Source organism: Sphingomonas sp. PP-CE-1G-424, from assembly GCF_004341085.1.
In the GTDB taxonomy this organism is placed as follows: Bacteria; Pseudomonadota; Alphaproteobacteria; order Sphingomonadales; family Sphingomonadaceae; genus Sphingomonas.
Genome location: NZ_SLXW01000002.1, coordinates 643,826 through 667,023 on the forward strand (window position 1 = coordinate 643,826; position 23,198 = coordinate 667,023).

A 23,198-nucleotide genomic window follows, 5' to 3' on the forward strand; every position below is an offset into this window, starting at 1 on the left:
CTTTCAGCGAGGACGGGGCGGGCCGATCAGCTAACTTCGTTGGGGGGCTGCGAGGCATTTCGCCCGCAGCCGCGGCATCCGGGGTCTTTGGGCAATCTGATCGTGCGGAATCGCAGGCCGAGCAAGTCGATCAGCAGCAACTTGCCCGCCTGATCGTCGCCGAACGGTGCGATCGCGCGCAGGACTTCGAGCGCGGCGAGGCTGCCAAGCACGCCGGTGACCGGGCCCAGCACGCCGTCTTCCGCGCAGCTCGTCTCGGCGCGCTCGGGATCGTCGCCGACGAAACAGCGGTAACATGGCTTGTCGAGTTCCCACCCCCGGTAGGTCGCGAACTGTCCTTCGAACTGGCCGACGGCGGCCGACACGAGCGGGATGCGTAGCGCGTAGGCGGCATCCGCGACGCAAAACCGCGTAGCGAAATTGTCGCATCCGTCGAGCACGACGTCGGCGCCCGCCAACAGTGCAGCGGCATTGGTCGGGTCGATGCGTGTGCGGTGCACGTCGACTGTCACGTAAGGATTGATTCGCCCGACCGCCGCCGCCGCCGCGTCGACCTTGGCGACGCCGGTGTCGGCGGTCGTGAAGATCGTCTGGCGCTGCAGGTTCGACGGTTCGACCGAATCGTCGTCGATCAGGATCAGTCGACCGACTCCGGCAGCCCCAAGATATTGGAGTGCGGGCGAGCCGATGCCGCCGGCCCCTACGATAGCGACGGTCGCGGCCTTCAGTCGCGCCTGGCCGGTGCCGCCGAATTCCTTGAGGACGATATGCCGCGCATACCGGGTGAGTTCGTCGTCGGAGAGGATCATGCGCCCCAGGCGAACGTCAGGCTGGTGCGATACCAAGTGTCGGTATCGGTATCGACCACGTCGATCGCATCGCGCGCGCCGAGGATGACGCCGGCCGCATATTGCTCGACCGTCGGGCAGTCGATCGCACGCGGGGTGATCCGCCGGACGCGACCATCGGGGGTCATCAGCACCGCAAGGTCGATGCTGAGCGTCCAGCCCTGTGTCGTCCGGATCGCCCTTGCGCACCGCCCGGCCATGACTTCGCCGTGCACATAGGCCGACGTGTTGGCCAGCGTCGTCGAGCGTTGGCGGATGCGCAGGACCGGCAAGGCACTCCAATCCTGCGGCGCCAGCGGTACGCCAGCAGAGGCCCCGCCGCTCGACGGCGTGCTGGGCGATGTCTGTGCAGCCGGAGGCGTGGGTATGATCGCACCGGGTGGGGCGACGACCTGGAGGAGGGCGAGCAGGGCGCCGATCATCGTCCGGTCGATCCGAATCCGCCTGCGCCACGCGTCGTGTCGTCGAGCGTCGCGACTTCGATCAGCGTTGCACGCAGGACGATCGCGGGAACGAGCTGCGCGATGCGGTCGCCGCGCGCGATCGCGAACGGCTCGCGGCCGAGATTGGCGAGGATCACCTTCACTTCGCCGCGATAGTCGCTGTCGATCGTGCCGGGCGTGTTGAGGCAGGTGACGCCGTGTTTCAGCGCAAGGCCCGAGCGCGGGCGGACCTGGACTTCGTGACCGGGCGGGATCGCGATCGCGAACCCCGTCGCGACCGCAGCGCGGTCACCGGGCGCGAGAGTCAGCGCTTCGGCGGCGACCACGTCCATCCCGGCGGCGCCATCGGTCGCATAGGCGGGCAGCGGCAGGCCTTCGCCGTGCGGCAGGCGTTTGAGTTCGATCCCGATCATGACTCGGGTTCTAGCGCATCGGCGATGCGGTCCGCCAGTCGTGCCGCGACCGTATCCTTCGGCAGCCGCTCCCAGCTTTCAATGCCGGTCGCGGTGACCAGGTGGACGCTGTTGTCGGCGCCGCCCATCACGTCGCCCGATACGTCGTTCGCGACGATCCAGTCGGCCGACTTGCGGAGGCGCTTCGCGGTCGCGTGTTCGATCACGTTTTCGGTCTCCGCCGCGAAGCCGATCACCAGCGCCGGCCGCTGCGGACCGTGCGCGAGCGTGGCGAGGATGTCCGGGTTCTCCGCGAGCGAGAGCAGCGGGGTCGCACCGTTTTTCTTGATCTTCTGCGGAGCGGCGTCGACGTGCCAGTCGGCGACCGCCGCGACCATCACGGCGGCGTCGACCGGCAACGCAGCGTCGACTGCGCTCGCCATCTGCCGCGCGGTCTCGACGTCGATCCGGTCGACTCCGGCAGGCGCGGGAAGCGTGACCGGGCCGGCGACCAGCGTGACGCGCGCGCCGAGATCGGCCAGCGCCGCGGCGATCGCGAACCCCTGTTTGCCGGAGGATCGGTTGGCGATGTAGCGAACCGGGTCGATCGGCTCATGCGTCGGGCCGGCGGTGACGAGGATATGACGACCGCGCAGCCTGAGAGGGCGGGGCGGGGCCAGCATCGCTTCGACCGCCGCCATGATCGCCGGTGGTTCGGGCAGGCGGCCGGGGCCGAATTCCCCGCAGGCCATCATCCCCTCGTCGGGTTGCAGGACCGTGATCCCGTCGGCCCGAAGCTGCGCGACGTTGCGGACGGTCGCGGCGTGCTGCCACATGCGGACGTTCATCGCCGGCGCGACCAGCACGCGCGTGTCGGTCGCCAGCAGCAGCGTCGTCGCGAGATCGTTCGCCATGCCGTTCGCCATACGCGCGATCAGATCCGCGGTCGCCGGGGCGACGACGATCAGGTCGGCTTCCCGGCTGAGCTGGATATGACCCATTTCCGCCTCGTCCTTCAGGTCCCAGAGCGTCGTGTAAACCTTGTCCTCGCTGAGCGCGGCGAGCGTCATCGGCGTCACGAAATGATGCGCCGCCTCGGTCATCACGCAGCGCACCGCGTGGCCGCTGGTCTTGAGCAGGCGGATCAGTTCGGCGGCCTTGTAGGCCGCGATCCCGCCGCCGACGATCAGGAGGATGCGTTTCATCTGCGCAGTTCTAGCGGATAACGCGCGTCACCGTAATGCGTCGCGTATCGCGTGCGGCGGCGATCATGTCGCGCAAGCCGTCGACCGCGAACACCAGCCCGACCAGCAGCACCGGCGTGGTCATCAGCGCCCAGTAGAAATTGTCGCTGCGCGCGAACAGCGAAATCAGCGCGGCATAGGCGGCGAACACGACCAGCGCGCGCGTCGCGACCGCATCGCGCCACGCGAGCCAGCCGAACAGCGCCATGCCGAGGACCAGCGAAGCGAGCCATTGCGGCAGGATATCGAGGCCCGACGAGATGGTCGCGAGCCGGACGTAGAACCCGAACCCTTCGAGCCCGTTCCAGCCTTGCGACACGCGGTCGAGCGGCCCGCCGACCAGCGACACCGCGTGCGCGTGGGCGGCAAGGACGACCGCGAAGATTGCGATAGCACCGAGCCAGCCCAGCGTCTCGCGGCGCTCGCCTTCGAGCCACGCGAACACCGCCATGATCGCGACGTACAGCAACGCGGTCTCGCGGATCAGCATCGCCGACAGCCCGAACGCGACCGCGGGCAACCAGTGGCCGGGACGGCGCAGCGCGAGCGACACTGCGATCAGCGGGCCCGCCCACACCTCGTGGAACACCACGAAACTCGGATCGAGGTTTACGAAGAGCCCCGCGACGGCGAGCAAGCCCGCCGCCCCGAGCGGCACCAAGCCGGTCATCGCCGGACGAAGCCGCGCGACCCAGGCGAGGATCGTTCCGACGCACAACCCCAGCAGCAGCAGGTTCACCAGCATCGGGGGCAGAGCCGCCTCGACGACCGCCAGCGTCGGCAGGCGGACCGCGAAGAAGGGTTTCAGGGGGTAATGCCCCATGCGCTGCGCCTCGGCGGCGGCGGTGTAGTAGGGCGAGCCGCCGCGGATTCCGGCAACGATCGACTGATACAGCAGGAGGTCGGTCTGGCCCGGCGGCGGCGGGTCGGCAGCCACCGAACCGGCGGCGATCCCGGACGCGCTGCTCGGTCGCGGGCCGGGTGAGGTGATCGCGCCGAGGCACGCCGCCAGGAACACCAGCAACACCACGATACCGATCCGCGCGTGCGCCGACGGCATGCCCGCGAACCGGGTCGCGCCGGTCGTCCATACCGGAGCGCCGCGGCGCGTCTTCATGCTCTCAACCAAGAAGCAGCGTCGTCGCGACCCCGGCAGCGGCGGCGAGCACCGCGACCAGACCGTAACGCCAGCCGCCACCGATCCGGATCACCTCGATCTCGCGCAGCGGCATCGTCGGGGGAGCGCCACCGGGGGCGGGGTAGTGCGCCTCGATCCGGCGGACCAGTTCGGGGAGCCGGGTCAGCGTCTGGACGTCGGCGATCAGGCGTTCGGCGATCATCGCCTCGGGGCCGAGCTCGCCGCGGATCCAGTCGCGGACGAACGGCTCGGCGGTTTCCCACAGGTTGATGTCGGGGTTGAGGCTGGTCGCGACGCCCTCGACCATCACCATCGTCTTCTGGAGCAGCAGCAGATGCGGCTGCGTCACCATGTCGAAATCGCGCGTGATCGAGAACAGGCTGTCGAGCATCATGCCGATCGACATGTCCTTGACCGGCAACCCGCGCATCGGCTCGCCGACAGCCCTGAGTGCGGTCGCGAACTCGGCGACGTCGTGATGCGCGGGGACGTAGCCGGCTTCGAAATGGATCTCGGCGACACGTTTGTAGTTGCCGGTGATCAGGCCGTAGAGAATCTCGGCGAGCCAGACGCGCGCGCGCCGGTCGATCCGGCCCATGATGCCGAAGTCGATCGCGGCGATGCGGTTGCCAGGCAGCGCGAACAGGTTTCCCTGGTGCATGTCGGCATGGAAGAAGCCGTCGGCGATCGCCTGGCGGAGGAACGCGCGGACCAATGTCTGCGCGAGCGCGGGGAGGTCGTAGCCGGCGGCGACCAGCGCGGGGCGGTCGGACAGCTTGATGCCGTCGATCCACTCGATCGTCATGACCTTGGCGGTCGAGCGCGCCCAGTCGATCGCGGGGATGACGAAATCGGGCTCAGCGGTCATGCCTTCCGCGAGTTCGGACGCGGACGCGGCTTCGCGGCGGAAGTTGAGTTCGCGCAGGGTCCAGCGCTTGAACGTCTCGATCGTCAGGCGCGGGCGCAGGCGCATCGCTTCGGGGCTGAGTGCCTCGAGTTGTGCTGCAGCCCAGCTATAGGTGTCGATCGCGCGCGCGAAATCGTCCTCGACGCCGGGGCGGAGAACTTTCACCGCGACCTGGCGGCCGTCGGTGGTGACGGCGCGGTGGACCTGCGCGATCGATGCGGCGCCGACCGGGATCGGTTCGATGCGCGAGAACAGCGTTTCCAGCGGCTTGCCGAAGCTCGCCAGCATCGCCGCCTCGATCGTCTCGTAGGGGACGGGGGAGAGCTGGTCCTGGAGCCTGAGCAGGTCATGCGCGGCGTCCTCGCCGACGAGATCCGGCCGCGTGGCGAGCGTCTGCCCGAGCTTGATCGCCGCCGGCCCGATCGCCTGGAACGCATCCGCATAGCGCGGCACTGCCGGCACGCGCGCTCCGAACCGCGCGATCCGCGCGAGGCGACGGACAGGGGCGGGGGTGTTCGGGTCGCGCTCGATCCCGCGCAGGGCGCCGTGACGGGCGAGGATGCGGCCCCATTTGAGGAGGCGCCAGACGTGGGTTGTGGACGCGGTCACTGGGCGAGGGCGCCTTGAGAAGGGTTTTGTTCGCGCGGAGACGCGGAGACGCGAAGAGAAGAGATTGGTTCACGCGGAGACGCGGAGACGCGGAGAGAAGGAAGAACTGGTTCGCGCAGAGGCGCAGAGGCGCGGGGGTGTTGTTCTTCGCCGCGGATGCGGCTTTTAATAACCAACGTCAGGGCGTCATAGCGCTGATGCGCAAGAGCCGCCTTGGCGCCCTCGCGCCCACTTACTCTCCGCGCCTTTGCGCCTCTGCGCGAACAAATCTTCGCGCGCCTTCGCGTGATCACTAGATCTTCCACCCGCTGTGAATCGCGACTAGGCCGCCCAGCAGCGGTTCGACCTTGGTCTGCACGAAGCCGGCGTCGGCAATCATGCCCTTGAACTTGGGCATGTCGGGGAAGCGGCGGATCGATTCGATCAGGTAGCGGTAGCTGTCGGCGTCCTGCGCCAGGAGCTGGCCGAGCTTGGGGACCATCTTGTGCGAATAGGCGTCGTATACCTCGGCGAACCCGGGCCATACGGTGGTCGAGAATTCGAGGCAGTAGAACCGCCCGCCACGGCGCAGGACGCGGTGGGCTTCGCGCAAGGCCTTGGGTATGTCGGTCACGTTACGGATACCGAACGCGATCGTGTAGGCGTCGAAGAACTTGTCGGGGAAGGTCAGCGTTTCCGCGTTGGCTTCGGTCCAGACGAGGCCGTCGATCCCGCGCTTCTGCGCGCGCTGCATGCCGACTTCGAGCATCTGCGGGTTGATGTCGGCGACCGTAATCGACGCGCCCGACGGCTCCATGCGGAAGGCGATGTCGCCCGTGCCGCCGGCCATATCGAGAATCTGCTCGCCTTCGCGCGGTTTCACGCGGCGGACGAAGCGGTCCTTCCACAGGCGGTGCATGCCGCCCGACATCGCATCGTTCATCAGGTCGTATTTCCCTGCGACGTTCGAGAAGACGCCGCCGACGCGGGCGGTCTTCTCGGTGGCGGGGATGTCTTCGTAGCCGAAGGAGACGGTATCGGGCGTGAGTGCGGGCGCGGGCGCGATCAAGTCGTTCATATCCTGCGCTCTAGCCGCGCCTTGTGGCGCGAGCAAACGCAACCTAGCTGCAAACCGTGCCAGAATTACCAGAAGTCGAAACCACCGTGCGCGGGCTGGAGCCCGTGCTGAAGGGCCAGCGCCTGACCTCGGTCGAGCCGCGCCGCGCCGACCTGCGCAAAGCGATCCCGGTCGACCTGCGCCAGCGCATGACCGGGGCGACCGTCACGACGCTGGGGCGGCGCGCCAAATACGGGCTGATCGATACCGATCGCGGCGATACGCTCGTCTTCCACCTCGGCATGTCGGGGCGCTGGCGAGTCGATCCGAGCGAATTGCTTGCGCACGATCATGTGCTGATCGGCACCGAGGCGGGGCGGACGGTCGCGCTCAACGATCCGCGGCGATTCGGTTTTCTCGATCTGTGGGCGACCGACGACATCGCGAATTACCCGCCATTCCTCAGCATGGGGCCGGAGCCGCTCGGGCCGGACCTGACCGCCGCGTATCTGCTCCAGGCGCTCGAAGGGCGGGGGGCGTCGATCAAGGCGATGCTGCTCGACCAGCGAATCGTCGCGGGTCTCGGCAACATCTATGTGTGCGAGGCGCTGCACATGGCGAAGATCGCGCCGTCACGCGCGGCGGGGCGGATCTCGCTGTTTCGACTCGAGCGGCTCGTCGAGGTGATTCGGACGGTGCTGACGGCGGCGATCCTGGCTGGTGGTTCGTCTCTGCGCGATTACGTCCGGCCGGACGGCGAACTCGGCTATTTCTCGAAGCAATGGCGCGTCTATGGGCGCGAGGGCGAGCCGTGCGAATGTGGTGCTACCGTGAAGCGGCGGACCGAGGGCGGGCGCTCGACGTTCTGGTGTCCGAAGTGCCAACGCGGTTGACGATCTAGGACAAAGTGGCTAGGGCCGCGGCTTCGAGAGGGCGTAGGAGCAATCCGGCGCCCCTTTTTATTCATTCGAACATCCAGAGGGCTTCATGGCGAACACGCCGCAGGCGAAAAAGCGTATCCGTCGCAACGACCGTCGCGCGGAAGTGAACGGCAACCGCGTCGGCCGTATCCGTACCTTCATCAAGAAGGTCGAGGCCGCACTGGCATCGGGCGACAAGGGCGCAGCGACCACCGCACTCGCGGCCGCACAGCCTGAGCTGCAGCGTGGCGTCGCCAAGGGCGTGCTGCACAAGAACACCGCGAGCCGCAAGTTCGCGCGTCTGACCAAGGCCGTGACCGGGCTCGCCTAAGCGACCGATCACTGTCGAAAGCGGATCACCCGTCGGGACATTCCCGGCGGGTTTTTTGCGTCTGCGAAAGGAACCAAGTGCGACGGTGCGTAACCCACGGATTCCCCGCGATTCGAGTGGTCCGAAGTCAAGTCATGGAATGATTGAATTCGCAAAAAATACGTAAACACAGCCACTTATAAAAATATCGACGCATTTCCGCGGCTTGATCAAGTCAACCCGCTTTATTTCGAAAATGTGACGCGTCGGGGTCTTGCCCGGATCGCCGATCGCTTCATAACGGGGCTCACAGCGACGGTGGTTTCCACCGCTGCATCAAACACACAGGGCGAAGATGCCGGATGACCCTTGGGGTCGTCGGGGGACCATTTTCTGTCGGGACTATATCACCCGCGCGAGCAATCTCGCGGGGTCGGAGAAGCGTGCGCGTGACGAAGTGGCAAGGATCAATGACGCACGCGACCGAGGCCGAGAAGGCCTGGGCCCGCGTGCGTGCATCCTTGCGCGAGTCGGCGGGGGCACGCCTGTTCGAGCAGTGGCTGAAACCGATCGAACTCGTTCCGGGTGACGATCGCGATACGATCCGGCTGGCGCTGCCCTCGGCGTTCATGACGAACTGGGTCCGCAATCACTATGCCGACCGACTCGTGCTCGAATTCAAGCAGATCCTGCCCCACGTCCGCACCGTTCAGATCGAGACCCGGGCGCCGGGTCGCGCGCCCGTCGTGCTCGCGATCGAGCCGGTCGCCGACGCCATTCCAGCCAAGCCCGTCGCCGATCCGGTACCGGTCGAGGCCAAGCCGGCTCCCAAGCCGGTCGCGGAGCCTGCGCAGGTCTCGATGAAGTTCGGTGTCGATCCTTCGCTGAAGCCTGCGCCGGCGCCGGTCGTGGCCTCCGCGCCCGTTGGCGTGCCGGCCGAGCGGCCGCCGCTCGATCCGCGCTATACGTTCGCGCGATTCGTCGTCGATCCGTCGAACAAGGTCGCGTTCAACGCGGCCAAGGTGCTCGCCGAGCCGGGCCCGGTCCGGTTCAGCCCGTTGTTCCTTCACAGCGGCACGGGGCAGGGCAAGACCCACCTCATGCACGCGATCGGTCACGCGTTCCTCGAGCATAACCCGCACGCGATCGTGCTGTGCATGTCCGCCGAGCGGTTCATGTACGATTTCGTCGCGTCGATGCGCGCGCGCGATACGCATGCCTTCAAGCAGCGGCTGCGCGGTGCCGATCTGCTGCTGATCGACGATCTCCAGTTCATCGCCGGCAAGGACGCGACGCAGGAAGAATTCTTCCATACGGTCAACGAGATCATGGCGGCGGGCAAGCGGCTGGTGATCTCCGCCGACCGCTGCCCGCAAGCGCTCGAAGGCGTCGAGGCGCGGATCGTCAGCCGGATGTCGGTTGGCCTGGTCGCGGATATAAAGGCGCCTGATCTTACTTTGCGCCGGACGATCCTCGACCGGAAACTCGTCGACCTGCCCGACATGCGGGTGCCGACCGACGTGCTCGACCTGCTCGCGGCGCGCATCCATGCGAATATCCGCGAGCTGGAGGGCGCGCTGAATCGGGTGGTGGCGTATGCGCAGCTGACCGGCGACACGATCGACCTCGACTTCGCGGTGGCGACGTTGGGCGAAGTGTTGCGCGGCGCGCAGAAGCGCGTGACGATCGACGAGATCCAGAAGCTGGTGTCGGCGCATTTCGAACTGAAGCCGCTTGATCTGATTTCCGCGCGGCGCGCCCGGGCTGTCGCGCGGCCGCGGCAGATCGCGATGTACCTGGCTAAGCGGCTGACGACGCGGTCGCTGCCGGAGATCGGGCGGAAATTCGGGGGACGTGACCACTCGACGGTGATCCATGCGGTGCGGAAGATCGAGGAGCTGCGTGATTCGGACCGCGATATCGATGCCGCGGTGCGCGTGCTGATGCGCGAACTCGAAGGCTAGGCTAGCCCGTACTTCCTTGTTCTCCCGCGAAGGCGGGAGCCCAGACTGGGACCCCCGCCTTCGCGGGGGAACATGCTGATGTCCGTACTAATTTCTGCTCCCCTCCCTGGAAGGGAGGGGCTGGGGGTGGGTTGGTCGGTTTGAGGCACACCGGTTCCACACTGCGGAAGCCGACCCACCCCCAACCCCTCCCTTCCAGGGAGGGGGGCAGGTCGGTTCGGGTTAAACCTGTAGCCCCATTGCGTCCTGCGTCTGCTTCAGCACCGGAGCGGCCAACGCACGTGCCTTTTCCGCACCCGCCTGCAATACCGCCGTCACCGCGCTGCGGTCATCGAGCAGCCGCACCATCTCGTCACGGATCGGGCCCAGTTTTGCCACCGCAAGATCCGCCAGCGCTGGCTTGAACGCGCCGAAGCCCTTGCCGCCGAACTCGCCTAGCACGGTCGCGACATCGCTATCCGCCAGCGCCGCGTATATCGTCAGCAGGTTGCGCGCCTCGGCACGGTCGCCGAGCTCCTCGACCGTCGCGGGCAACACGTCCGGATCGGTCTTCGCCTTGCGGAACTTGTCGGCGATCGTGTCGTCGCTGTCGATCAGCTTGACCACCGACTGCTCGGACGGATTCGACTTCGACATCTTCGCCGACGCATCGCGCAAGCTCATGATCCGCGGCGCGGCCTTGCTGATCAGCGGCGCGGGGAGCGTGAACAGGTCGACGCCGTAGTCGCCGTTGAACTTGGTGGCGATGTCGCGCGCGAGTTCGAGATGCTGCTTCTGGTCCTCGCCGACCGGCACATGCGTCGCGTTGTAGAGCAGCACATCGGCGGCCATCAGCACCGGGTAATCGTACAGCCCGACGCTCGCGCCCTCGCGGTTCTTGCCCGCCTTGTCCTTGAACTGCGTCATCCGGTTGAGCCAGCCGACGCGGGCGACGGTGTTGAGCAGCCATGCCATTTCGCTGTGTGCGGGGACGCGCGCCTGGTTGAACAGGATCGACTTTGCCGGATCGATCCCCGCTGCGATCATCGTCGCGGCGACCTCGATCGTGTGCGACGAGAGCTCGGCGGGCGCGATCCATTCGGTCGGCGCGTGGAGATCGGCGATGAAGAACATCGACTCGCCACCCTGCGCCGCGACGTCGTCCTGCAGCGTCACCCACTGCTTCACCGCCCCCAGGTAATTGCCGAGATGGAGATTACCGGTGGGCTTGATGCCGGACAGGACGCGCATGGAGAAACCTTACTTGGAACGACGCAGAAGCGTGGAGATGTCGCCCAGCCGGAACGCGCCGGTGAGCAGGGTCGCGATCGCATAGACGACACCGCCGGTCGTCACCAGCACGAGCATCGCCCCCCAGCGCTGGATGCTGATGCCCGTCACGAACGGCTGGAACAGGTCGTTGAGGAAATACATCACGACGCCCATGATCAGTGCGGCGACCAGCAGCCGCCACGTCCGCCGCCGCAGCCGCGCGTCGGGCGTGAAGTGCCCGCGACGGACCAGCGTCCGGTACAGCATGGCGACGTTGACCGTGCTGGCGATCGCGGTGGCGAGCGGCGGGCCCATGTGGCCGAGCGGCTTGATGAACGCGAGGTTGAGCACGAGGTTCACGACCATCGACATCGTCGCATAACGCACCGGCGTCTTCGTGTCGGAGCGCGCGTAATAGCCCGGCGTCAGGACCTTCACGAGGATGTACGACGGCAACCCGATCGAGAACGCGGCGAGCGCCTGCGCGGTCGGCAGCGTCTGCGCGGCGGTGAACTTGCCGTGCTGGAAGAGCGCGGCGATGATCGGCCCGCCGCACACGATCAGCGCGACCGTCGCGGGCAGGGTCAGGAACAGCGCCAGTTCCATCCCGCGGTTCTGCGTGGTCATCGCCTCGGCGTCCTCGCCGCGGCCGAGCTGGCGCGAGATGGTCGGCAGCAGGACGGTGCCGAGCCCGATCCCGATCAGCCCGAGTGGAAGCTGGTTCAGTCGGTCGGCGAAATAGATGTACGACACCGAGCCCGCAGGCAGCAGTGCGGCCGCCAGCGCGGTCGAGACGACGAGGTTGATCTGTACCGCGCCCGCGCCGGCTGCGGCGGGCCAGATCAGCGACATGAGCTTCTTCACGTCGGGGTTGAGCTGCGGACGCTTGAGCCGGAGCTTCACCCCGGACGCGCGACACGCGTAGATCAGCCAGAGCAGCTGGAGCGCGCCCGAGACGGTGACCGCGATCGCCTGGTTGCGGGCGGTCAGCAGCGGCTGGTGTTCGTGGAACAGCAGCAGTGCGGCGATCAGCGTCGCGTTCAGCAGGATCGGCGCCGCGGCGTTGATCCAGAACTTGTGCAGCGAATTGAGGATGCCACCGAGCAGCGACACCAGGCTGATCAGCGGCAGATAGGGGAGCATGATCCGCGAAAGATGGACGACATAGTCGAACCGCTCCGCGCTCGCGCCGTTGAAGCCGAAGGTGAGCAGCCACGTCAGCGGCCATGCCGCGATCTCGAAGAGCACGGTCATCAGGATCAGCGTCGGCAGCAGCACCGACAGCGCATCCTCGGCGAACGCGATCCCGTCGGGCAGCCCGCGGCCGGACTTGTCGCCGACCTTCCGGTTGAACATCGGGATGAACGCGGCGGAGAACGCACCCTCGGCAAAGAGGGCGCGGAACATGTTGGGAAGGCGGAACGCGATCAGGTACGCGTCCGACGCGAACCCTGCGCCGACGAACCGCGCGAACAGCGAGTCGCGTACCAGCCCCAGGATCCGGCTGGCGAGCGTCAGCCCGCCGACCGATCCCAGCGCCTTGGTAAGGTTCATGTATTCCGCCTCCGGTCGCTCAGGCCTGGCCGAAATCGCCGACGTTCGGCTGGACGCCCTGCTGCTCCGACTGCGTCAGGTACAGCTGGCCGAAGTCGATCGGCTCGAGCAGCAGCGGCGGGAAGCCACCGTCACGCACCGCATCCGACAGCACGCGGCGCGCGAACGGGAACAGCAGGCGCGGCGCCTCGCCCAGCAGGAACGGCTGGACATGCTCGGCCGGGATGTTGCGCAGCCCGAACAGGCCCGCATACGAAAGGTCGACGATGAACGCGACCTGGCCCTCGCTCTCGGCGCGGACATCGATCTTGAGCACGACCTCGTGCACCTCGTCGCCGACCTGCGCCGCGCCGATGTTGAACTGCACGTCGATCGCCGGGGGCGTCTGGTTCTGGTAGACGGCAGGGGCGTTCGGGTTCTCGAACGACAGGTCCTTGACGTATTGCGAGATCAGCCCGGCGGCGGGGATCGTGTCCTCGCCGTTCGCCAGCATCTGGTCGGGCGTCGTCACGCCGTTATCCTGGTCATCCATTCGTCATGTCCTTGAAGCTATGGCTAGGCCGTAAAATCGGGACCGAACCGGATCGCTGGCGCGTTCCCATCGGTCGAGCCGGTGCGATTAGCAGTGCCGGGGGGGTGTTTCAACGGGCGCGGGTTTGAATAACCACAGCTTTGGCCTATGTTGGACGCAAGATCGGAGGCACCGTTGTTTTACGTAGTTCTTCTCGCGATGGTGGCCGGGTTCCTCGCCATGCGTCTTTACAGCGTGCTTGGTAAGCGAACCGGGCATGAACAGCCGTTGCCGCGTGCGGCCGAAGAGCGTCCGGTACCGGTGTCGGTACCGCGGACGATCGATGCCGTCGCCGAGCCGCGCGACGTCGCCAACCGCAATATCGAGCCGCAGGCGGAAGCCGGGCTTCGCGCGATCGTCGCGGGCGAGCCGGGTTTCGACGTCGGCCGCTTCCTCGAAGGGTCGCAGGCCGCGTACCGCATGATCCTCGAAGCGTTCTGGAAGGGTGACGAGGATGCGTTGGCCGATCTCGCGATCGACGACGTCCGCGCCGCCTTCGTAGAGGCGATCGCCGCGCGTCGCGAGGCGGGCGAAGTGCTCGACAACCGGCTGGTGTCGATCGAGCGCGCGGTGATCGCTGATGCGAGCGTTTCAGGGCGCGACGCCCAGATCACGGTACGCTTCGATGCGGACATTGCAGCGGTCACGCGGGACGCGGAGGGCGTCGTCCTCGCCGGCTCGCTGACCGACGCCGTCGAGACGCATGACGTCTGGACGTTCGCGCGGACGCTGAAGAGCAGCGATCCGAACTGGAAGCTCGCGGACACCGACGAAGCCTGATGCGCGATTTCAGGGGGGGCGGGCTCGCGAGCCTGGGACTGGCGCTGCTGTTGAGCGCGTGCGTCGGCGGCGTCGAACCGCCCCGATCCGGGCCGGGGCCGATCGACCGTCCGACTGGGCGGCCAGCGGAGCGACCGAGCGAACCGGTCCGCGTCCATCCCTCGCGTGATACCGGGGCTTCACCGAACATTCGCGGGATTCAAACGCCGGCGCGGATCGTCGGTGCGGTACCTATGCTGGCAGCACCGGTCGTGCCTGCGATCGAGCCTTTGAACGCTGCTGCGGCCGGCGCGGTGCCGGGACCGGCGGTCGCCACGTTGCCGTTCGACGACGTACAGGCGCAGGCCGCGCTGGCCGCGTTCGTCACGAGTTGTCCGTCGCTGATGCGCCGAAACGATGCCTCGGGTCTGACGCGCGGTACGGATTGGCAACCGGCGTGCACCGCGGCGGCGTCGACCGATCGTCGCGATGCGCGGGCGTTCTTCGCGCAATGGTTCGAGGCGGCGCAGATCGGCGACGGCAAGGCGTTCGCGACGGGCTATTACGAACCCGAGATCGCCGGGTCGCTCGAGCGCCGCGATGGCTATGCGCCGATCTACGGGCGGCCGAACGATCTGATCGATGTCGATCTCGGCGCGTTTTCGACCGCGCTCAAGGGCAAGAAGGTTCGCGGTCGCGTCGATGGCAGCAACCTCGTCCCCTATTACGACCGGACTGCGATCGAGCAGGGCGCGATATCGGGGCGTGCGCCGATTCTCGCTTGGGCGCGCGATCCCGTCGAACTGTTCTTCCTCCAGATCCAGGGGTCCGGGCGGTTGCGGCTGCCCGACGGCGAAATCCTGCGGATCGGCTATGCAACGCAGAACGGCCGTGATTATACCGGCATCGGCGCGCTGATGAAGTCGCGCGGGCTGCTCCAGCCGGGCCAGACCTCGATGCAGGGCATCGTCGCGTGGCTCCACGCGCATCCCGCCGACGGGCAGGCGATCATGCGCGAGAACAAGAGCTTCGTGTTCTTCCGCGAATTGGAGGGGGCACCGCTGGGGGCACTCGGTTTGCCGGTCACGGGTCAGGTGAGCGCCGCCGCCGACGTCAAGTTCGTGCCGCTCGGTGCGCCCGTGTTCCTGTCGCTCGATCGTCAGGACGCGAGCGGCCTGTGGATTGCGCAGGATACCGGCGGCGCGATCAAGGGCAGCAATCGTTTCGACACCTTCTGGGGTGCGGGCGCGGCGGCAGAGGCGACGGCGGGCGGCATGGCCGGACGTGGCACGGCGTATCTGCTGCTGCCGATCGGGACGGTCGCGCGGCTGAACGCTCAGGGTAATGGGGCGCGATATGGCGGGCCGATCACTCAACCCTGACGAAGCCCAGCTTTGGGCAAGGGTGATGGAGACCGTGCGACCGATGCGCGTGGTCGCCGTACTGATTCCCGAGCGCGCGCCGCCTTTGCCGCCCCCGCCCAAGCCGATCATCGGTCCCAACGGCAAGATCGTGCCCGCGCCGCCTGCGCCGATGGGGCGCGTGAAGCCGCTCGTCCGTACGGTCGTCACGCCGTACGCGGCAAGGGCGGGGGGCGGTGCGGGGGCCAAGCCTGTCGTCGCGCGGCCCGCGGCCAAACCGATCACCGCCAACACGCTCGATGGTGGCTGGGACAAGCGCCTCACGCGAGGCGTGGTGAGTCCCGACAGTTCGATCGATCTGCACGGGCATACGCTGGCGTCCGCGCATGCGCTGCTCGATGTCGGGCTGGGGCGGGCGATCGCCCGTGGCGACCGCGTGTTGCTGCTGGTCACGGGAAAGCCGCCCCGACCCGAAAGCGAACGCCCGCACGCCAGAGGTGCTATCCGGTCCGCGGTCGCCGACTGGCTGGCAGGTTCGCGTCACGCAGATTCGATCGCGGCGGTCCGCGGCGCGCATCCGCGACACGGTGGGCAGGGCGCGCTGTATATCGTCCTGCGCCGCGGCCGGGAGTAGACGAGTGCATTGATCCTTCCCTGGCGGGAAGGATCGAACGGGAATATCCGACTCAGGCCAGTGCGCGCGCGATCACGGCCGCGTATATATCCGTCAGCGTCCGCAAATCCTCGACCGCGACCGCCTCGTCGACCTTGTGCATCGTCGCGTTGATCAGCCCGAACTCGACGACCGGACAGAGTTTCGACAGGAAGCGCGCATCGGATGTGCCGCCGGTGGTCGACAGTTCCGGGGTGATCCCGGTCGCACCCGCAATGGCCTCCGACAACAGCGTCGAGAACGCCCCCGGCGCGGTCAAAAACGCTTCGCCCGAAAGCTTGCCCGTCACCACGACGCCGTGCGCGTGACGCTCGGCGATCGCGCGGATACGGTCGATCAGATCCGCCCCGCGGTGGCGATCGTTGAACCGGATGCTGAGCCGCGCGGACGCCTTGGCGGGAATGACGTTGTGCGCGGGGTTGCCGACGGTGATGTCGGTGACTTCGATGTTCGACGGCTGGAACCACTCGGTCCCCTCGTCGAGCACCACGGCATCGATCTCCGCGAGGATCGCGATCAGCCGCGGGATCGGATTGTCGGCGAGATGCGGGTAGGCGACATGCCCCTGACGTCCCGGCACGTCGATCCAGATGTTGACCGAGCCGCGCCGGCCGATCTTGATGATGTCACCGAGGCGCGCGGTCGAGGTGGGTTCGCCGACCAGACACAAGTCCGGCACGATCCCACGCGCTGCCATCCGCTCCAGCAATGCCACGGTGCCGTAGGTGGCGGGGCCTTCCTCGTCGCCGGTGATGATCATCGACAGCGTTCCGGCCTCGCTCCGGCTCGCCGCCGCGACGAAGGCGGCGACCGCGCCCTTCATGTCGACCGCGCCGCGTCCGTACAGCAGACCGCCGCGAACCTCGCCGGACCAGGGCGACCCGGTCCAGCCTTCGCCGGGCGGGACGACGTCGACATGACCGGCGAAGGCGAGATGGCGGGGCCCGTCGCCGCGTACCGCGAGCAAATTCTCGACCGGACCGTCGGGCGCCTCGCCGCTCATGAAGCGATCGACCGCGAAACCGAGTGGGGCGAGCGCGGCTTCCAGTATATCGAAGACGGTGCCGCGCGCGGGCGTGACGCTATCCGCGCGGAGCAACGCCTGTGTCAGCGCGACCGGGTCGATCGGGCCGCTCATGCAGGCGTCGGCACCGGCTGCTCGAATTGCTCGAGGACCCATTCCTCTTCCTGCGCGGCGGCGATCCAGTCCTGCATGAACGGGTGTTCGAACATCGCCTGCATGTAGCCCGCCGCAAAGCGCGCGATCGGCAGTTGATAGGTGACGATCCGCGTCACGAGCGGCGCGAACATGATGTCCGCCGCGCCGAACTGGCCGAACAGGAAATCGCCGCCGCCACCGAAGCGCGCGCGCGCCTGCGCCCATAATTCCATGACCCGCTGCAATTCGACCAGCACGTCGTCGTCGGGTTGCTGCGCGGGGAATATCTGGCGGACGTTCATGCTGTGCTTGCGACGCAGCGCGGCAAAGCTCGAATGCATCTCGGCCGCCATCGACCGTGCCATCGCGCGTGCGGCGTCGTCCTCGGGCCAGAAGCGGTCGCGGCCGACCTTGTCCGCGAGATAGTCGACGATCGCCAGGCTGTCCCACACCACCGCGTCGCCGTCCCACAGGATCGGCACCTTGCCCGACGATGGTGCGAACTCGTCGCCCGAGCGGCGCTTTTCCCAATCGGCGTCGTACATTGGCACGACCACCTCTTCGAAGAGCAGCCCGGATTGTTTGCAGGCGAGCCAGCCGCGAAGCGACCAGGACGAATAGGCCTTGTTGCCGATGATCAGTTTCATGGCAGCGGTGCTAGCCGCGTCGGCGGGCGGGGGCAACGTCGGGCATAGCCGCGACACCCGCGCGTTCACGCGGCATGATCCGGTGGAGCACACCGATGGCGGCCAGCGCCACGACCGTGCCGAGGATGATATCGATCAGATAATGTGTGCCTTCGACCGGCGTCGACAGCAGCATAGCGGCGTTGAGCGCGACGACCGGCCAACGCAGCCGCGGCAACCGCCATGCCGCGTTGATGTAGAGCGTCGCGGCGGCAGCGTGGAAGCTCGGCGCCGACACGATGCCGCGCAGGTGACCGAGATCGACCACGCGCACGCTGTGATCGCGGAGCGCCGGGATCAGCCCCTGCTGCCATTGCTCGCTCTCCGGCATATAGGCGATCGGGCCGTGCCACAGATACGAGAACGGACCGATCGCCGGCATGAACGCGTAGAGGATCAGCGTGCCGATCGCGGTCAGCCAGAACGTTGCGAGAAAACGGTGCGCGGCAACGCGGTCTCCGGTGATGGCGAAGGTCGCGAACAGGATGACGGGCGTCAGGTAGATGCTGCGATACGCGGCGAGACCGAGCGATTGCAGGATCGGCGTCGCCGCGACGAGCCGATACCAGGCGAGCCAGTCGAACTGCAGCAGCGCGTCGATCCGCTGCAGCGCGGCGTCGTGGAAACCGTGGGTCATCGCCGCGACCGGATAGCTCGCGACCGCGCCCATCAGTGCCAGCAGCGTGAAGAAACCGTAATATTCGGCGCAGTCGGCGACCGCGCGGGCATGGCGCCAGGGCCGGTCGCGAAGGCCGAAGCGCACGCCAAACAGGCCAATGCCGCTGACGTAGAACGGCATGTTGTCCGCGTCGTACGGATCGATCGAGAGACCGGCGATGCGCATCATCGCCGTCAACAGCGCCAGGCTGAGGATCATGCCGCCGCCGACCCACCACCCGTAGTCGGGCAGGCTGGCGTTCGCGGGCGCGGTGGTACGGTACTCGGCGGCGCGCGGCCGGGTGGCTGTAATGGAAACGTCACTCATGGTCGGCGAACGCGTATCACATCGGGAAGAACAAGCGACCCCCGTCGGCCGGACTGGCTTTCGCTTGGCTGAACGGGATCGAGCGGACCTCGGTTCACCGGCGGGACGTCGCCTGTTGCTGTGCGGGCGACGTCCCCGGTATGCGCCCCCGTGTTAGAACGACCCGGGGACCATCCGTTGCGCGGTGGTCGGGGCGGCGGGGATCAGCAGGTCCTTCCGCGTGCTCGCGGTGGTCCGTGCCGATTGCGCGCTGACATCGCTGGTGATCGCCGAGCAGGTGCGGCCTGCGAGGAAGTCGAGCGCGCGCCGCGTGGAGGCTTCACGCGAGTCGCCGAGCGGATAGCCGATGTCGTCGTCCGCTCGGCAGGTCGCCTCGACGGTCGACGCCAGACCATCGAAGTAATTGCCGTTGCGCGCGGAATTCTGCGTCGCGAACGCGATCACGCGGAGGCGATCGTCGCAGGCCGGTTTGTCGAGCGCGACCTGGCCGACCGGCTTGCCGTAGGTGTTAGTGCCGATCAGCGCGGAATTGCCGTGGAGATAGGGGGTGAAGGCGTTGATGACGAGTTCGCTCGCCGACGCCGTCCCCCCGCTGCCGATGAACGCGATCCGTGTCGGGGCGATCGATTCGGGCTGGGGTGCGAAAAAGCGCGTCGTGTTGTTCGACGCCTTCTCGGTGCGGAACGTCGTGTAGTCGAACACTTCCGACGTCGATCGACCGCCGCCCAGCAGGTCGCCGAGATATTCGGCGGTCCCGACCAGCCCGCCGCCATTGTAGCGCAGATCGACGATGACGTTGGTCACGCCCTTGGCGCGGAAGTCGGCGAACGCAGCCTTCAGCGCGGGTTCGGCGGTCGAGATGAACGTGCGGAGGTTGATGTAGCCGACGCGTTGGCCGTTATCGTCGATGATCTTCGCGCCGTACCGCGTCGACACCGGCAGCAAGGTGAAGTCGGCCTTGGCAACCGTCACGTTCCGGGCTCCCGCAGCATCGGACACGCGGAACACGCGCGCCGTGCCGGTGGTGTCGGGACCCAAGGCCGTGGTCAGTCCTGCGGTGCCTTCGGCGGCGATGATCGCGCTGACCGTGCGCAGATTAGCCGCCGTCGTGCCGATCGCCAGGATCTCCGTGCCGCGATCGATCCCGGCCGCGAGTGCGGGCGCCCCCTCGAACGACTCGGTCGCGAACAGCCGCTGGCCGGTCTGGTCGAGCGCGAACCGAATGCCGAACCCCGCACTCGAGCCCGACGTATAATAGGCGGTCTCTTCCTTGATCGACGTCAGATAGGTGAAATACCGGTCCTTGCGCTGCGCCCGCGCGGTGGCGGTCAACGCATCGATGTAATCGTCGACCGTGCTGTACGCCGCGGGGCTCAGCGTTGCGGGCAACGTGTCCGGGAAGAGATACCATTCGCGCAATTGTGCGGCGGCCCAGTCCTGGCGCTCCCGTAACGAGCAGCCCGCAGTCGCGGTTGGCGTCGGAGTTGCGGATGTGCTGCCCCCCGTCGAGACCGACCCGCTGTCGCTACCCCCACAGCCCGACAGCATAGCCGCCATCGCCAGCATCGCCCCTGCACGCATACGCATCCCGCATTCTCCCCTTTGACGGGGCGTTACGGAGTTTGACGAACGGTGTCAGGCGGAATCAGGCGATCGATCCGCAATCGTTCTTTTAGCTGACCGCTTCGACCACCGCGGCGCGGAGTTCGGGGATGCCCATGCCGTATTCGCTCGACGTCACGAGGATGTCGGGATGCGCGGCAGGGCGCTTCCGCGCCTCGATCGCCGTGCGCTCGGTGACCTCGACCAGTTCCGAGGCCTTGATCTTGTCCGCCTTGGTCAGGACCATGCGGTAGCTGACCGCGGCCTTGTCGAGCATCTCGAGGATCTCGCGGTCGACGTCCTTGATGCCGTGGCGTGAGTCGATCAGCACGAGCGCACGCTTCAACACGTCACGCCCGCGCAGGAAGTCGTTGATCAGGAAACGCCATTTCTTGACGACGTCCTTGGGGGCCTTGGCAAACCCGTAGCCGGGCATGTCGACGAGGCGAAACGCGAGTGGCGCTCCGACGTCGAAGAAGTTCAGCTCCTGCGTGCGGCCCGGCGTGTTCGAAGTGCGCGCCATCGAGTTGCGACCGGTCAGCGCGTTCAACAGCGACGACTTGCCGACGTTCGAGCGACCCGCGAACGCCACTTCCGGCACCGATGCATCGGGCAGGAACTCGAGCGTCGGCGCCGACTTCAGGAAGCCGACATGCCCGGCAAACAATTTGCGCGCATGCTCCAGCATCTCGGGGGTGAACGGTGCGTCGGTCTGCTCAAGGTCAGGACCTAAGTTGGGAACGTCGTTCACTTGGTCACCGGCACTTTCAGGCCCGGATGGCGGGCGTAGAGCAGCTTCTGCTGAATGATCGTCAGGCAGTTCGACGTGATCCAGTACACCTGAAGGCCGACCGCGAACGGCGCCATCACGAACATCAGCACCCATGGCAGCAGCGCGAAGACCTGCTTCTGCGTGTCGTCCATCGGCGTCGGGTTCAGCTTGAACTGGAAGTACATGCTGATGCCGAGGATGATCGGCACGACGCCGATCGCGATCATGTGCGGCGGCGTGAAGGCGAGCAGGCCGAACAGGTTGAGCGGCGTCAGCGGATCGGGTGCGGACAGATCCTTGATCCACAGCACGAAATGCTGATGACGCATTTCGATCGTCAGCATCAGCACCTTGTACAGCGCGTACATGATCGGGATCTGCAGCAGCGTCGGGGCACAACCGGCGAGCGGGTTGACGCCCTCGGCCTTGTAGAGCGCCATCGTCTCCTGCTGCAGCCGGACCTTGTCGTCCTTGTGCTTTTCCTGCAGCGCCTTGGCCTTGGGCTGGACGGCGCGCATCGCGGCCATCGACTTGAACTGACGCTGCGCGATCGGGAACAACAGGCCGCGGATCGTCACGGTCAGCAGGATGATCGCGACACCGAAGTTGCCGATCGTGCGGAACAACAGGTCCAAGTAATAGAAGATCGGCTTCTCGACGATCCGGAACCAGCCCCAGTCGATCGCGTAGTCGAGCTTCGCGACGCCTTCCTTGTCGGTGTAGCGATCGAGCAGCCGGACTTCCTTGGCGCCCGCGAAGAAGCGCGAGGTCTGCGTGATCGCCTGGCCGGGTGCGAGCTGCTTGGGCTGGAGCGCGTAATCGGCCTGGTACGCCTTGTTGGCGCCGGCGCGGAACTGGCCGTCGAACGACTGACCCTGGTCGGGGATGATCGCGGTCAGCCAGTATTTGTCTGTGAAGCCGAGCCAGCCGCCGGTCGTCGTGAACTTCTGCGCGGCGGCGTCGATGTCCTTGTAGTTCGGGCGGTAATGCGCGCCGCCATTGTCGACCGACATCGGCCCGACATGGATCGTCATCGACGACGGATCCTTCGAGATCCCGACGCGGTTGACGAGGCCATAGGTGGCGACGGGGACGGGCGCGGTGCCGGCGTTGAGGACGGTCTGGCGGACCGTGAACATGTAATCCTGGTCGACCGCGATCTGGATACGGAAGCGTTGCCCGGTGGCGTTGGTCGCGTCGAGCGTGACCGGCGTGGTCGGCGTCAGCGTGGTCGCGCCCGAGGGCGTCCAGACCGCGTCGGCGGCGGGCGGGGTCAGGCCTTGCGCGCGCCAGCCGAAGCTTGCGAAATACGCGTCTGGTGCGCCGGCGGGCGAGAGCAGGCGGATCGGCGGCGAGTTCTTCGCGACGGTCTCGTCATAGCCCTTGAGCACGAGATCATCGATACGCGCGCCCTTCAGGTTGATCGAGCCGGACACGCGGGGGGTTTCGATGCGGATGCGCGGCGTTTCGGCGATCACGGCGGCGCGATCGCGGACTGCGGCGGCACCGTCCGCGGCCGGGTCGGCGGCGGGATTGGCGACGGCCTTGGTCTTGCCGCTCTCGATCTTCGTGACCGGCGGATTCGCGGTCGGGAAGAACTTGCCCTGGATCATCGGCCATCCGAACAGGATCAGCGCCGCGATCACCGCGAACAGCACGAAATTCTGCTTGTCGTCTTTCACAGGGCGGCGTCTTTCAGTTTCTTGTCGTTATCGGCGACTGGGTCAGGGACCGGGTCAGGTCCGTACCCGCCCCACGGATGGCAACGCGCGATACGCTTCGCCGCCAACCAGCCCCCCTTGAGCGCGCCATAGCGCCCAACGGCCTCGATTGCATAGGCGGAACACGAAGGATCGTAGCGGCAACTCGACGGCAGGACGAGCGAAGGGCCGAGTTGCCATGCGCGGGAAACGAGGATGAGGAGGCGGGCTAGCATGTCAAAACCGACGCTCGCGCACGCTGCAAGATTGTTTCCCCGCGAAGGCGGGGACCCAGTCTGGGCTCCCGCCTTCGC

General features: G+C 66.9%; 23 protein-coding genes. 6 read left to right on the forward strand and 17 right to left on the reverse strand.

Annotated features, from left to right (window positions below; genetic code table 11):
• Window positions 1–26: 26 nt before the first annotated feature.
• The 7 genes from moeB to C8J43_RS08090 form a co-directional block, all read right to left on the reverse strand.
• The gene (gene moeB / locus C8J43_RS08060) at window positions 27–809 is read right to left on the reverse strand and encodes a molybdopterin-synthase adenylyltransferase MoeB (protein WP_133030435.1); all 783 of its coding nucleotides are present in this window, start codon (window positions 807–809) and stop codon (window positions 27–29) included.
• The gene (locus C8J43_RS08065; RefSeq protein ID WP_133030436.1) at window positions 806–1,270 is read right to left on the reverse strand and encodes a hypothetical protein; all 465 of its coding nucleotides are present in this window, start codon (window positions 1,268–1,270) and stop codon (window positions 806–808) included. The genes moeB and C8J43_RS08065 overlap by 4 nt, the downstream gene beginning before the upstream one ends.
• Window positions 1,267–1,704, reverse strand: coding sequence for a dUTP diphosphatase (gene dut / locus C8J43_RS08070; protein WP_133030437.1), 438 nt, complete (start codon window positions 1,702–1,704; stop codon window positions 1,267–1,269). The genes C8J43_RS08065 and dut overlap by 4 nt, the downstream gene beginning before the upstream one ends.
• Window positions 1,701–2,888: a bifunctional phosphopantothenoylcysteine decarboxylase/phosphopantothenate--cysteine ligase CoaBC gene (coaBC, locus tag C8J43_RS08075; protein WP_133030438.1), complete on the reverse strand. Its 1,188-nt coding sequence runs from the start codon at window positions 2,886–2,888 to the stop codon at window positions 1,701–1,703. The genes dut and coaBC overlap by 4 nt, the downstream gene beginning before the upstream one ends.
• A 10-nt stretch (window positions 2,889–2,898) precedes the next feature.
• On the reverse strand, window positions 2,899–4,044 hold the full coding sequence (locus C8J43_RS08080; protein WP_133030439.1) for a hypothetical protein: 1,146 nt from the start codon (window positions 4,042–4,044) through the stop codon (window positions 2,899–2,901).
• Between the two features lie 4 nt (window positions 4,045–4,048).
• On the reverse strand, window positions 4,049–5,581 hold the full coding sequence (gene ubiB, locus C8J43_RS08085) for a 2-polyprenylphenol 6-hydroxylase (RefSeq protein WP_133030440.1): 1,533 nt from the start codon (window positions 5,579–5,581) through the stop codon (window positions 4,049–4,051).
• Between the two features lie 292 nt (window positions 5,582–5,873).
• The gene (locus C8J43_RS08090) at window positions 5,874–6,638 is read right to left on the reverse strand and encodes a class I SAM-dependent methyltransferase (protein ID WP_056051226.1); all 765 of its coding nucleotides are present in this window, start codon (window positions 6,636–6,638) and stop codon (window positions 5,874–5,876) included.
• 56 nt (window positions 6,639–6,694) lie between these two features.
• On the opposite strand from C8J43_RS08090, the gene mutM reads away from it, so the two are divergent.
• The 3 genes from mutM (at window position 6,695) to dnaA (ending at window position 9,811) form a co-directional block, all read left to right on the forward strand.
• Window positions 6,695–7,510, forward strand: a complete 816-nt coding sequence (mutM, locus tag C8J43_RS08095) for a bifunctional DNA-formamidopyrimidine glycosylase/DNA-(apurinic or apyrimidinic site) lyase (protein WP_133030441.1) — start codon at window positions 6,695–6,697, stop codon at window positions 7,508–7,510.
• A gap of 94 nt (window positions 7,511–7,604) precedes the next feature.
• A complete protein-coding gene (gene rpsT / locus C8J43_RS08100) occupies window positions 7,605–7,868 on the forward strand; it encodes a 30S ribosomal protein S20 (RefSeq protein ID WP_031394736.1) in 264 nt (87 codons plus the stop codon).
• A gap of 449 nt (window positions 7,869–8,317) precedes the next feature.
• Complete coding sequence (gene dnaA, locus C8J43_RS08105; RefSeq protein WP_133030442.1) at window positions 8,318–9,811, forward strand: chromosomal replication initiator protein DnaA; 1,494 nt, start codon at window positions 8,318–8,320, stop codon at window positions 9,809–9,811.
• A 222-nt stretch (window positions 9,812–10,033) separates the two neighbouring features.
• On the opposite strand, the gene trpS is transcribed toward dnaA, so the two are convergent.
• The 3 genes from trpS to secB are packed head-to-tail and all read right to left on the reverse strand — an operon-like array spanning window position 10,034 to window position 13,148.
• Complete coding sequence (gene trpS, locus C8J43_RS08110) at window positions 10,034–11,041, reverse strand: tryptophan--tRNA ligase (RefSeq protein ID WP_133030443.1); 1,008 nt, start codon at window positions 11,039–11,041, stop codon at window positions 10,034–10,036.
• 9 nt (window positions 11,042–11,050) lie between these two features.
• Entirely contained in the window at window positions 11,051–12,616 is a 1,566-nt protein-coding gene (gene murJ / locus C8J43_RS08115; protein ID WP_060526750.1) for a murein biosynthesis integral membrane protein MurJ, read from the reverse strand.
• 19 nt (window positions 12,617–12,635) lie between these two features.
• Window positions 12,636–13,148 carry a protein-export chaperone SecB gene (gene secB, locus C8J43_RS08120; protein ID WP_056051217.1) on the reverse strand — a complete coding sequence of 171 codons (513 nt, stop codon included), beginning with the start codon at window positions 13,146–13,148 and terminating at the stop codon, window positions 12,636–12,638.
• A 174-nt stretch (window positions 13,149–13,322) separates the two neighbouring features.
• On the opposite strand from secB, the gene C8J43_RS08125 reads away from it, so the two are divergent.
• The 3 genes from C8J43_RS08125 to C8J43_RS08135 are packed head-to-tail and all read left to right on the forward strand — an operon-like array spanning window position 13,323 to window position 15,941.
• The gene (locus tag C8J43_RS08125) at window positions 13,323–13,967 is read left to right on the forward strand and encodes a Tim44/TimA family putative adaptor protein (protein WP_133030444.1); all 645 of its coding nucleotides are present in this window, start codon (window positions 13,323–13,325) and stop codon (window positions 13,965–13,967) included.
• Window positions 13,967–15,328, forward strand: coding sequence for a murein transglycosylase A (locus tag C8J43_RS08130; protein WP_133030445.1), 1,362 nt, complete (start codon window positions 13,967–13,969; stop codon window positions 15,326–15,328). The genes C8J43_RS08125 and C8J43_RS08130 overlap by 1 nt, the downstream gene beginning before the upstream one ends.
• Window positions 15,303–15,941 carry a Smr/MutS family protein gene (locus tag C8J43_RS08135; protein ID WP_133030446.1) on the forward strand — a complete coding sequence of 213 codons (639 nt, stop codon included), beginning with the start codon at window positions 15,303–15,305 and terminating at the stop codon, window positions 15,939–15,941. Before C8J43_RS08130 ends, C8J43_RS08135 begins: the two co-directional genes overlap by 26 nt.
• A gap of 52 nt (window positions 15,942–15,993) precedes the next feature.
• On the opposite strand, the gene dapE is transcribed toward C8J43_RS08135, so the two are convergent.
• The 7 genes from dapE to yidD form a co-directional block, all read right to left on the reverse strand.
• Complete coding sequence (gene dapE, locus C8J43_RS08140) at window positions 15,994–17,118, reverse strand: succinyl-diaminopimelate desuccinylase (protein WP_133030447.1); 1,125 nt, start codon at window positions 17,116–17,118, stop codon at window positions 15,994–15,996.
• Window positions 17,115–17,786 (reverse strand): glutathione S-transferase, encoded by a 672-nt coding sequence (locus C8J43_RS08145; RefSeq protein ID WP_133030448.1) that lies wholly within the window; start codon window positions 17,784–17,786, stop codon window positions 17,115–17,117. The genes dapE and C8J43_RS08145 overlap by 4 nt, the downstream gene beginning before the upstream one ends.
• Before the next feature lie 10 nt (window positions 17,787–17,796).
• Complete coding sequence (locus C8J43_RS08150) at window positions 17,797–18,810, reverse strand: phosphatase PAP2 family protein (protein WP_133030449.1); 1,014 nt, start codon at window positions 18,808–18,810, stop codon at window positions 17,797–17,799.
• A gap of 153 nt (window positions 18,811–18,963) precedes the next feature.
• Entirely contained in the window at window positions 18,964–20,397 is a 1,434-nt protein-coding gene (locus tag C8J43_RS08155) for a S41 family peptidase (RefSeq protein WP_243645470.1), read from the reverse strand.
• 85 nt (window positions 20,398–20,482) lie between these two features.
• Window positions 20,483–21,100, reverse strand: coding sequence for a ribosome biogenesis GTP-binding protein YihA/YsxC (gene yihA / locus C8J43_RS08160; protein WP_056052878.1), 618 nt, complete (start codon window positions 21,098–21,100; stop codon window positions 20,483–20,485).
• A 59-nt stretch (window positions 21,101–21,159) separates the two neighbouring features.
• On the reverse strand, window positions 21,160–22,866 hold the full coding sequence (yidC, locus tag C8J43_RS08165; RefSeq protein ID WP_133030450.1) for a membrane protein insertase YidC: 1,707 nt from the start codon (window positions 22,864–22,866) through the stop codon (window positions 21,160–21,162).
• Window positions 22,863–23,120 (reverse strand): membrane protein insertion efficiency factor YidD, encoded by a 258-nt coding sequence (yidD, locus tag C8J43_RS08170; protein ID WP_133030451.1) that lies wholly within the window; start codon window positions 23,118–23,120, stop codon window positions 22,863–22,865. The genes yidC and yidD overlap by 4 nt, the downstream gene beginning before the upstream one ends.
• Window positions 23,121–23,198 lie beyond the last annotated feature (78 nt).

Excerpts from the sequence above, each read along its gene's own strand:
- C8J43_RS08080 (WP_133030439.1), bottom strand. The coding sequence starts at position 4,044 with ATGAAGACGCGCCGCGGCGCTCCGGTATGGACGACCGGCGCGACCCGG.
- C8J43_RS08145 (WP_133030448.1), bottom strand. The coding sequence starts at position 17,786 with ATGAAACTGATCATCGGCAACAAGGCCTATTCGTCCTGGTCGCTTCGC.
- C8J43_RS08065 (WP_133030436.1), bottom strand. The coding sequence starts at position 1,270 with ATGATCGGCGCCCTGCTCGCCCTCCTCCAGGTCGTCGCCCCACCCGGT.
- rpsT (WP_031394736.1), top strand. The coding sequence starts at position 7,605 with ATGGCGAACACGCCGCAGGCGAAAAAGCGTATCCGTCGCAACGACCGT.
- murJ (WP_060526750.1), bottom strand. The coding sequence starts at position 12,616 with ATGAACCTTACCAAGGCGCTGGGATCGGTCGGCGGGCTGACGCTCGCC.
- coaBC (WP_133030438.1), bottom strand. The coding sequence starts at position 2,888 with ATGAAACGCATCCTCCTGATCGTCGGCGGCGGGATCGCGGCCTACAAG.
- C8J43_RS08090 (WP_056051226.1), bottom strand. The coding sequence starts at position 6,638 with ATGAACGACTTGATCGCGCCCGCGCCCGCACTCACGCCCGATACCGTC.
- C8J43_RS08135 (WP_133030446.1), top strand. The coding sequence starts at position 15,303 with ATGGCGGGCCGATCACTCAACCCTGACGAAGCCCAGCTTTGGGCAAGG.
- secB (WP_056051217.1), bottom strand. The coding sequence starts at position 13,148 with ATGGATGACCAGGATAACGGCGTGACGACGCCCGACCAGATGCTGGCG.
- dnaA (WP_133030442.1), top strand. The coding sequence starts at position 8,318 with ATGACGCACGCGACCGAGGCCGAGAAGGCCTGGGCCCGCGTGCGTGCA.
- C8J43_RS08130 (WP_133030445.1), top strand. The coding sequence starts at position 13,967 with ATGCGCGATTTCAGGGGGGGCGGGCTCGCGAGCCTGGGACTGGCGCTG.
- yihA (WP_056052878.1), bottom strand. The coding sequence starts at position 21,100 with ATGCTGGAGCATGCGCGCAAATTGTTTGCCGGGCATGTCGGCTTCCTG.
- C8J43_RS08150 (WP_133030449.1), bottom strand. The coding sequence starts at position 18,810 with ATGAGTGACGTTTCCATTACAGCCACCCGGCCGCGCGCCGCCGAGTAC.
- dapE (WP_133030447.1), bottom strand. The coding sequence starts at position 17,118 with ATGAGCGGCCCGATCGACCCGGTCGCGCTGACACAGGCGTTGCTCCGC.
- yidD (WP_133030451.1), bottom strand. The coding sequence starts at position 23,120 with ATGCTAGCCCGCCTCCTCATCCTCGTTTCCCGCGCATGGCAACTCGGC.
- moeB (WP_133030435.1), bottom strand. The coding sequence starts at position 809 with ATGATCCTCTCCGACGACGAACTCACCCGGTATGCGCGGCATATCGTC.
- trpS (WP_133030443.1), bottom strand. The coding sequence starts at position 11,041 with ATGCGCGTCCTGTCCGGCATCAAGCCCACCGGTAATCTCCATCTCGGC.
- dut (WP_133030437.1), bottom strand. The coding sequence starts at position 1,704 with ATGATCGGGATCGAACTCAAACGCCTGCCGCACGGCGAAGGCCTGCCG.
- C8J43_RS08155 (WP_243645470.1), bottom strand. The coding sequence starts at position 20,397 with ATGCGTATGCGTGCAGGGGCGATGCTGGCGATGGCGGCTATGCTGTCG.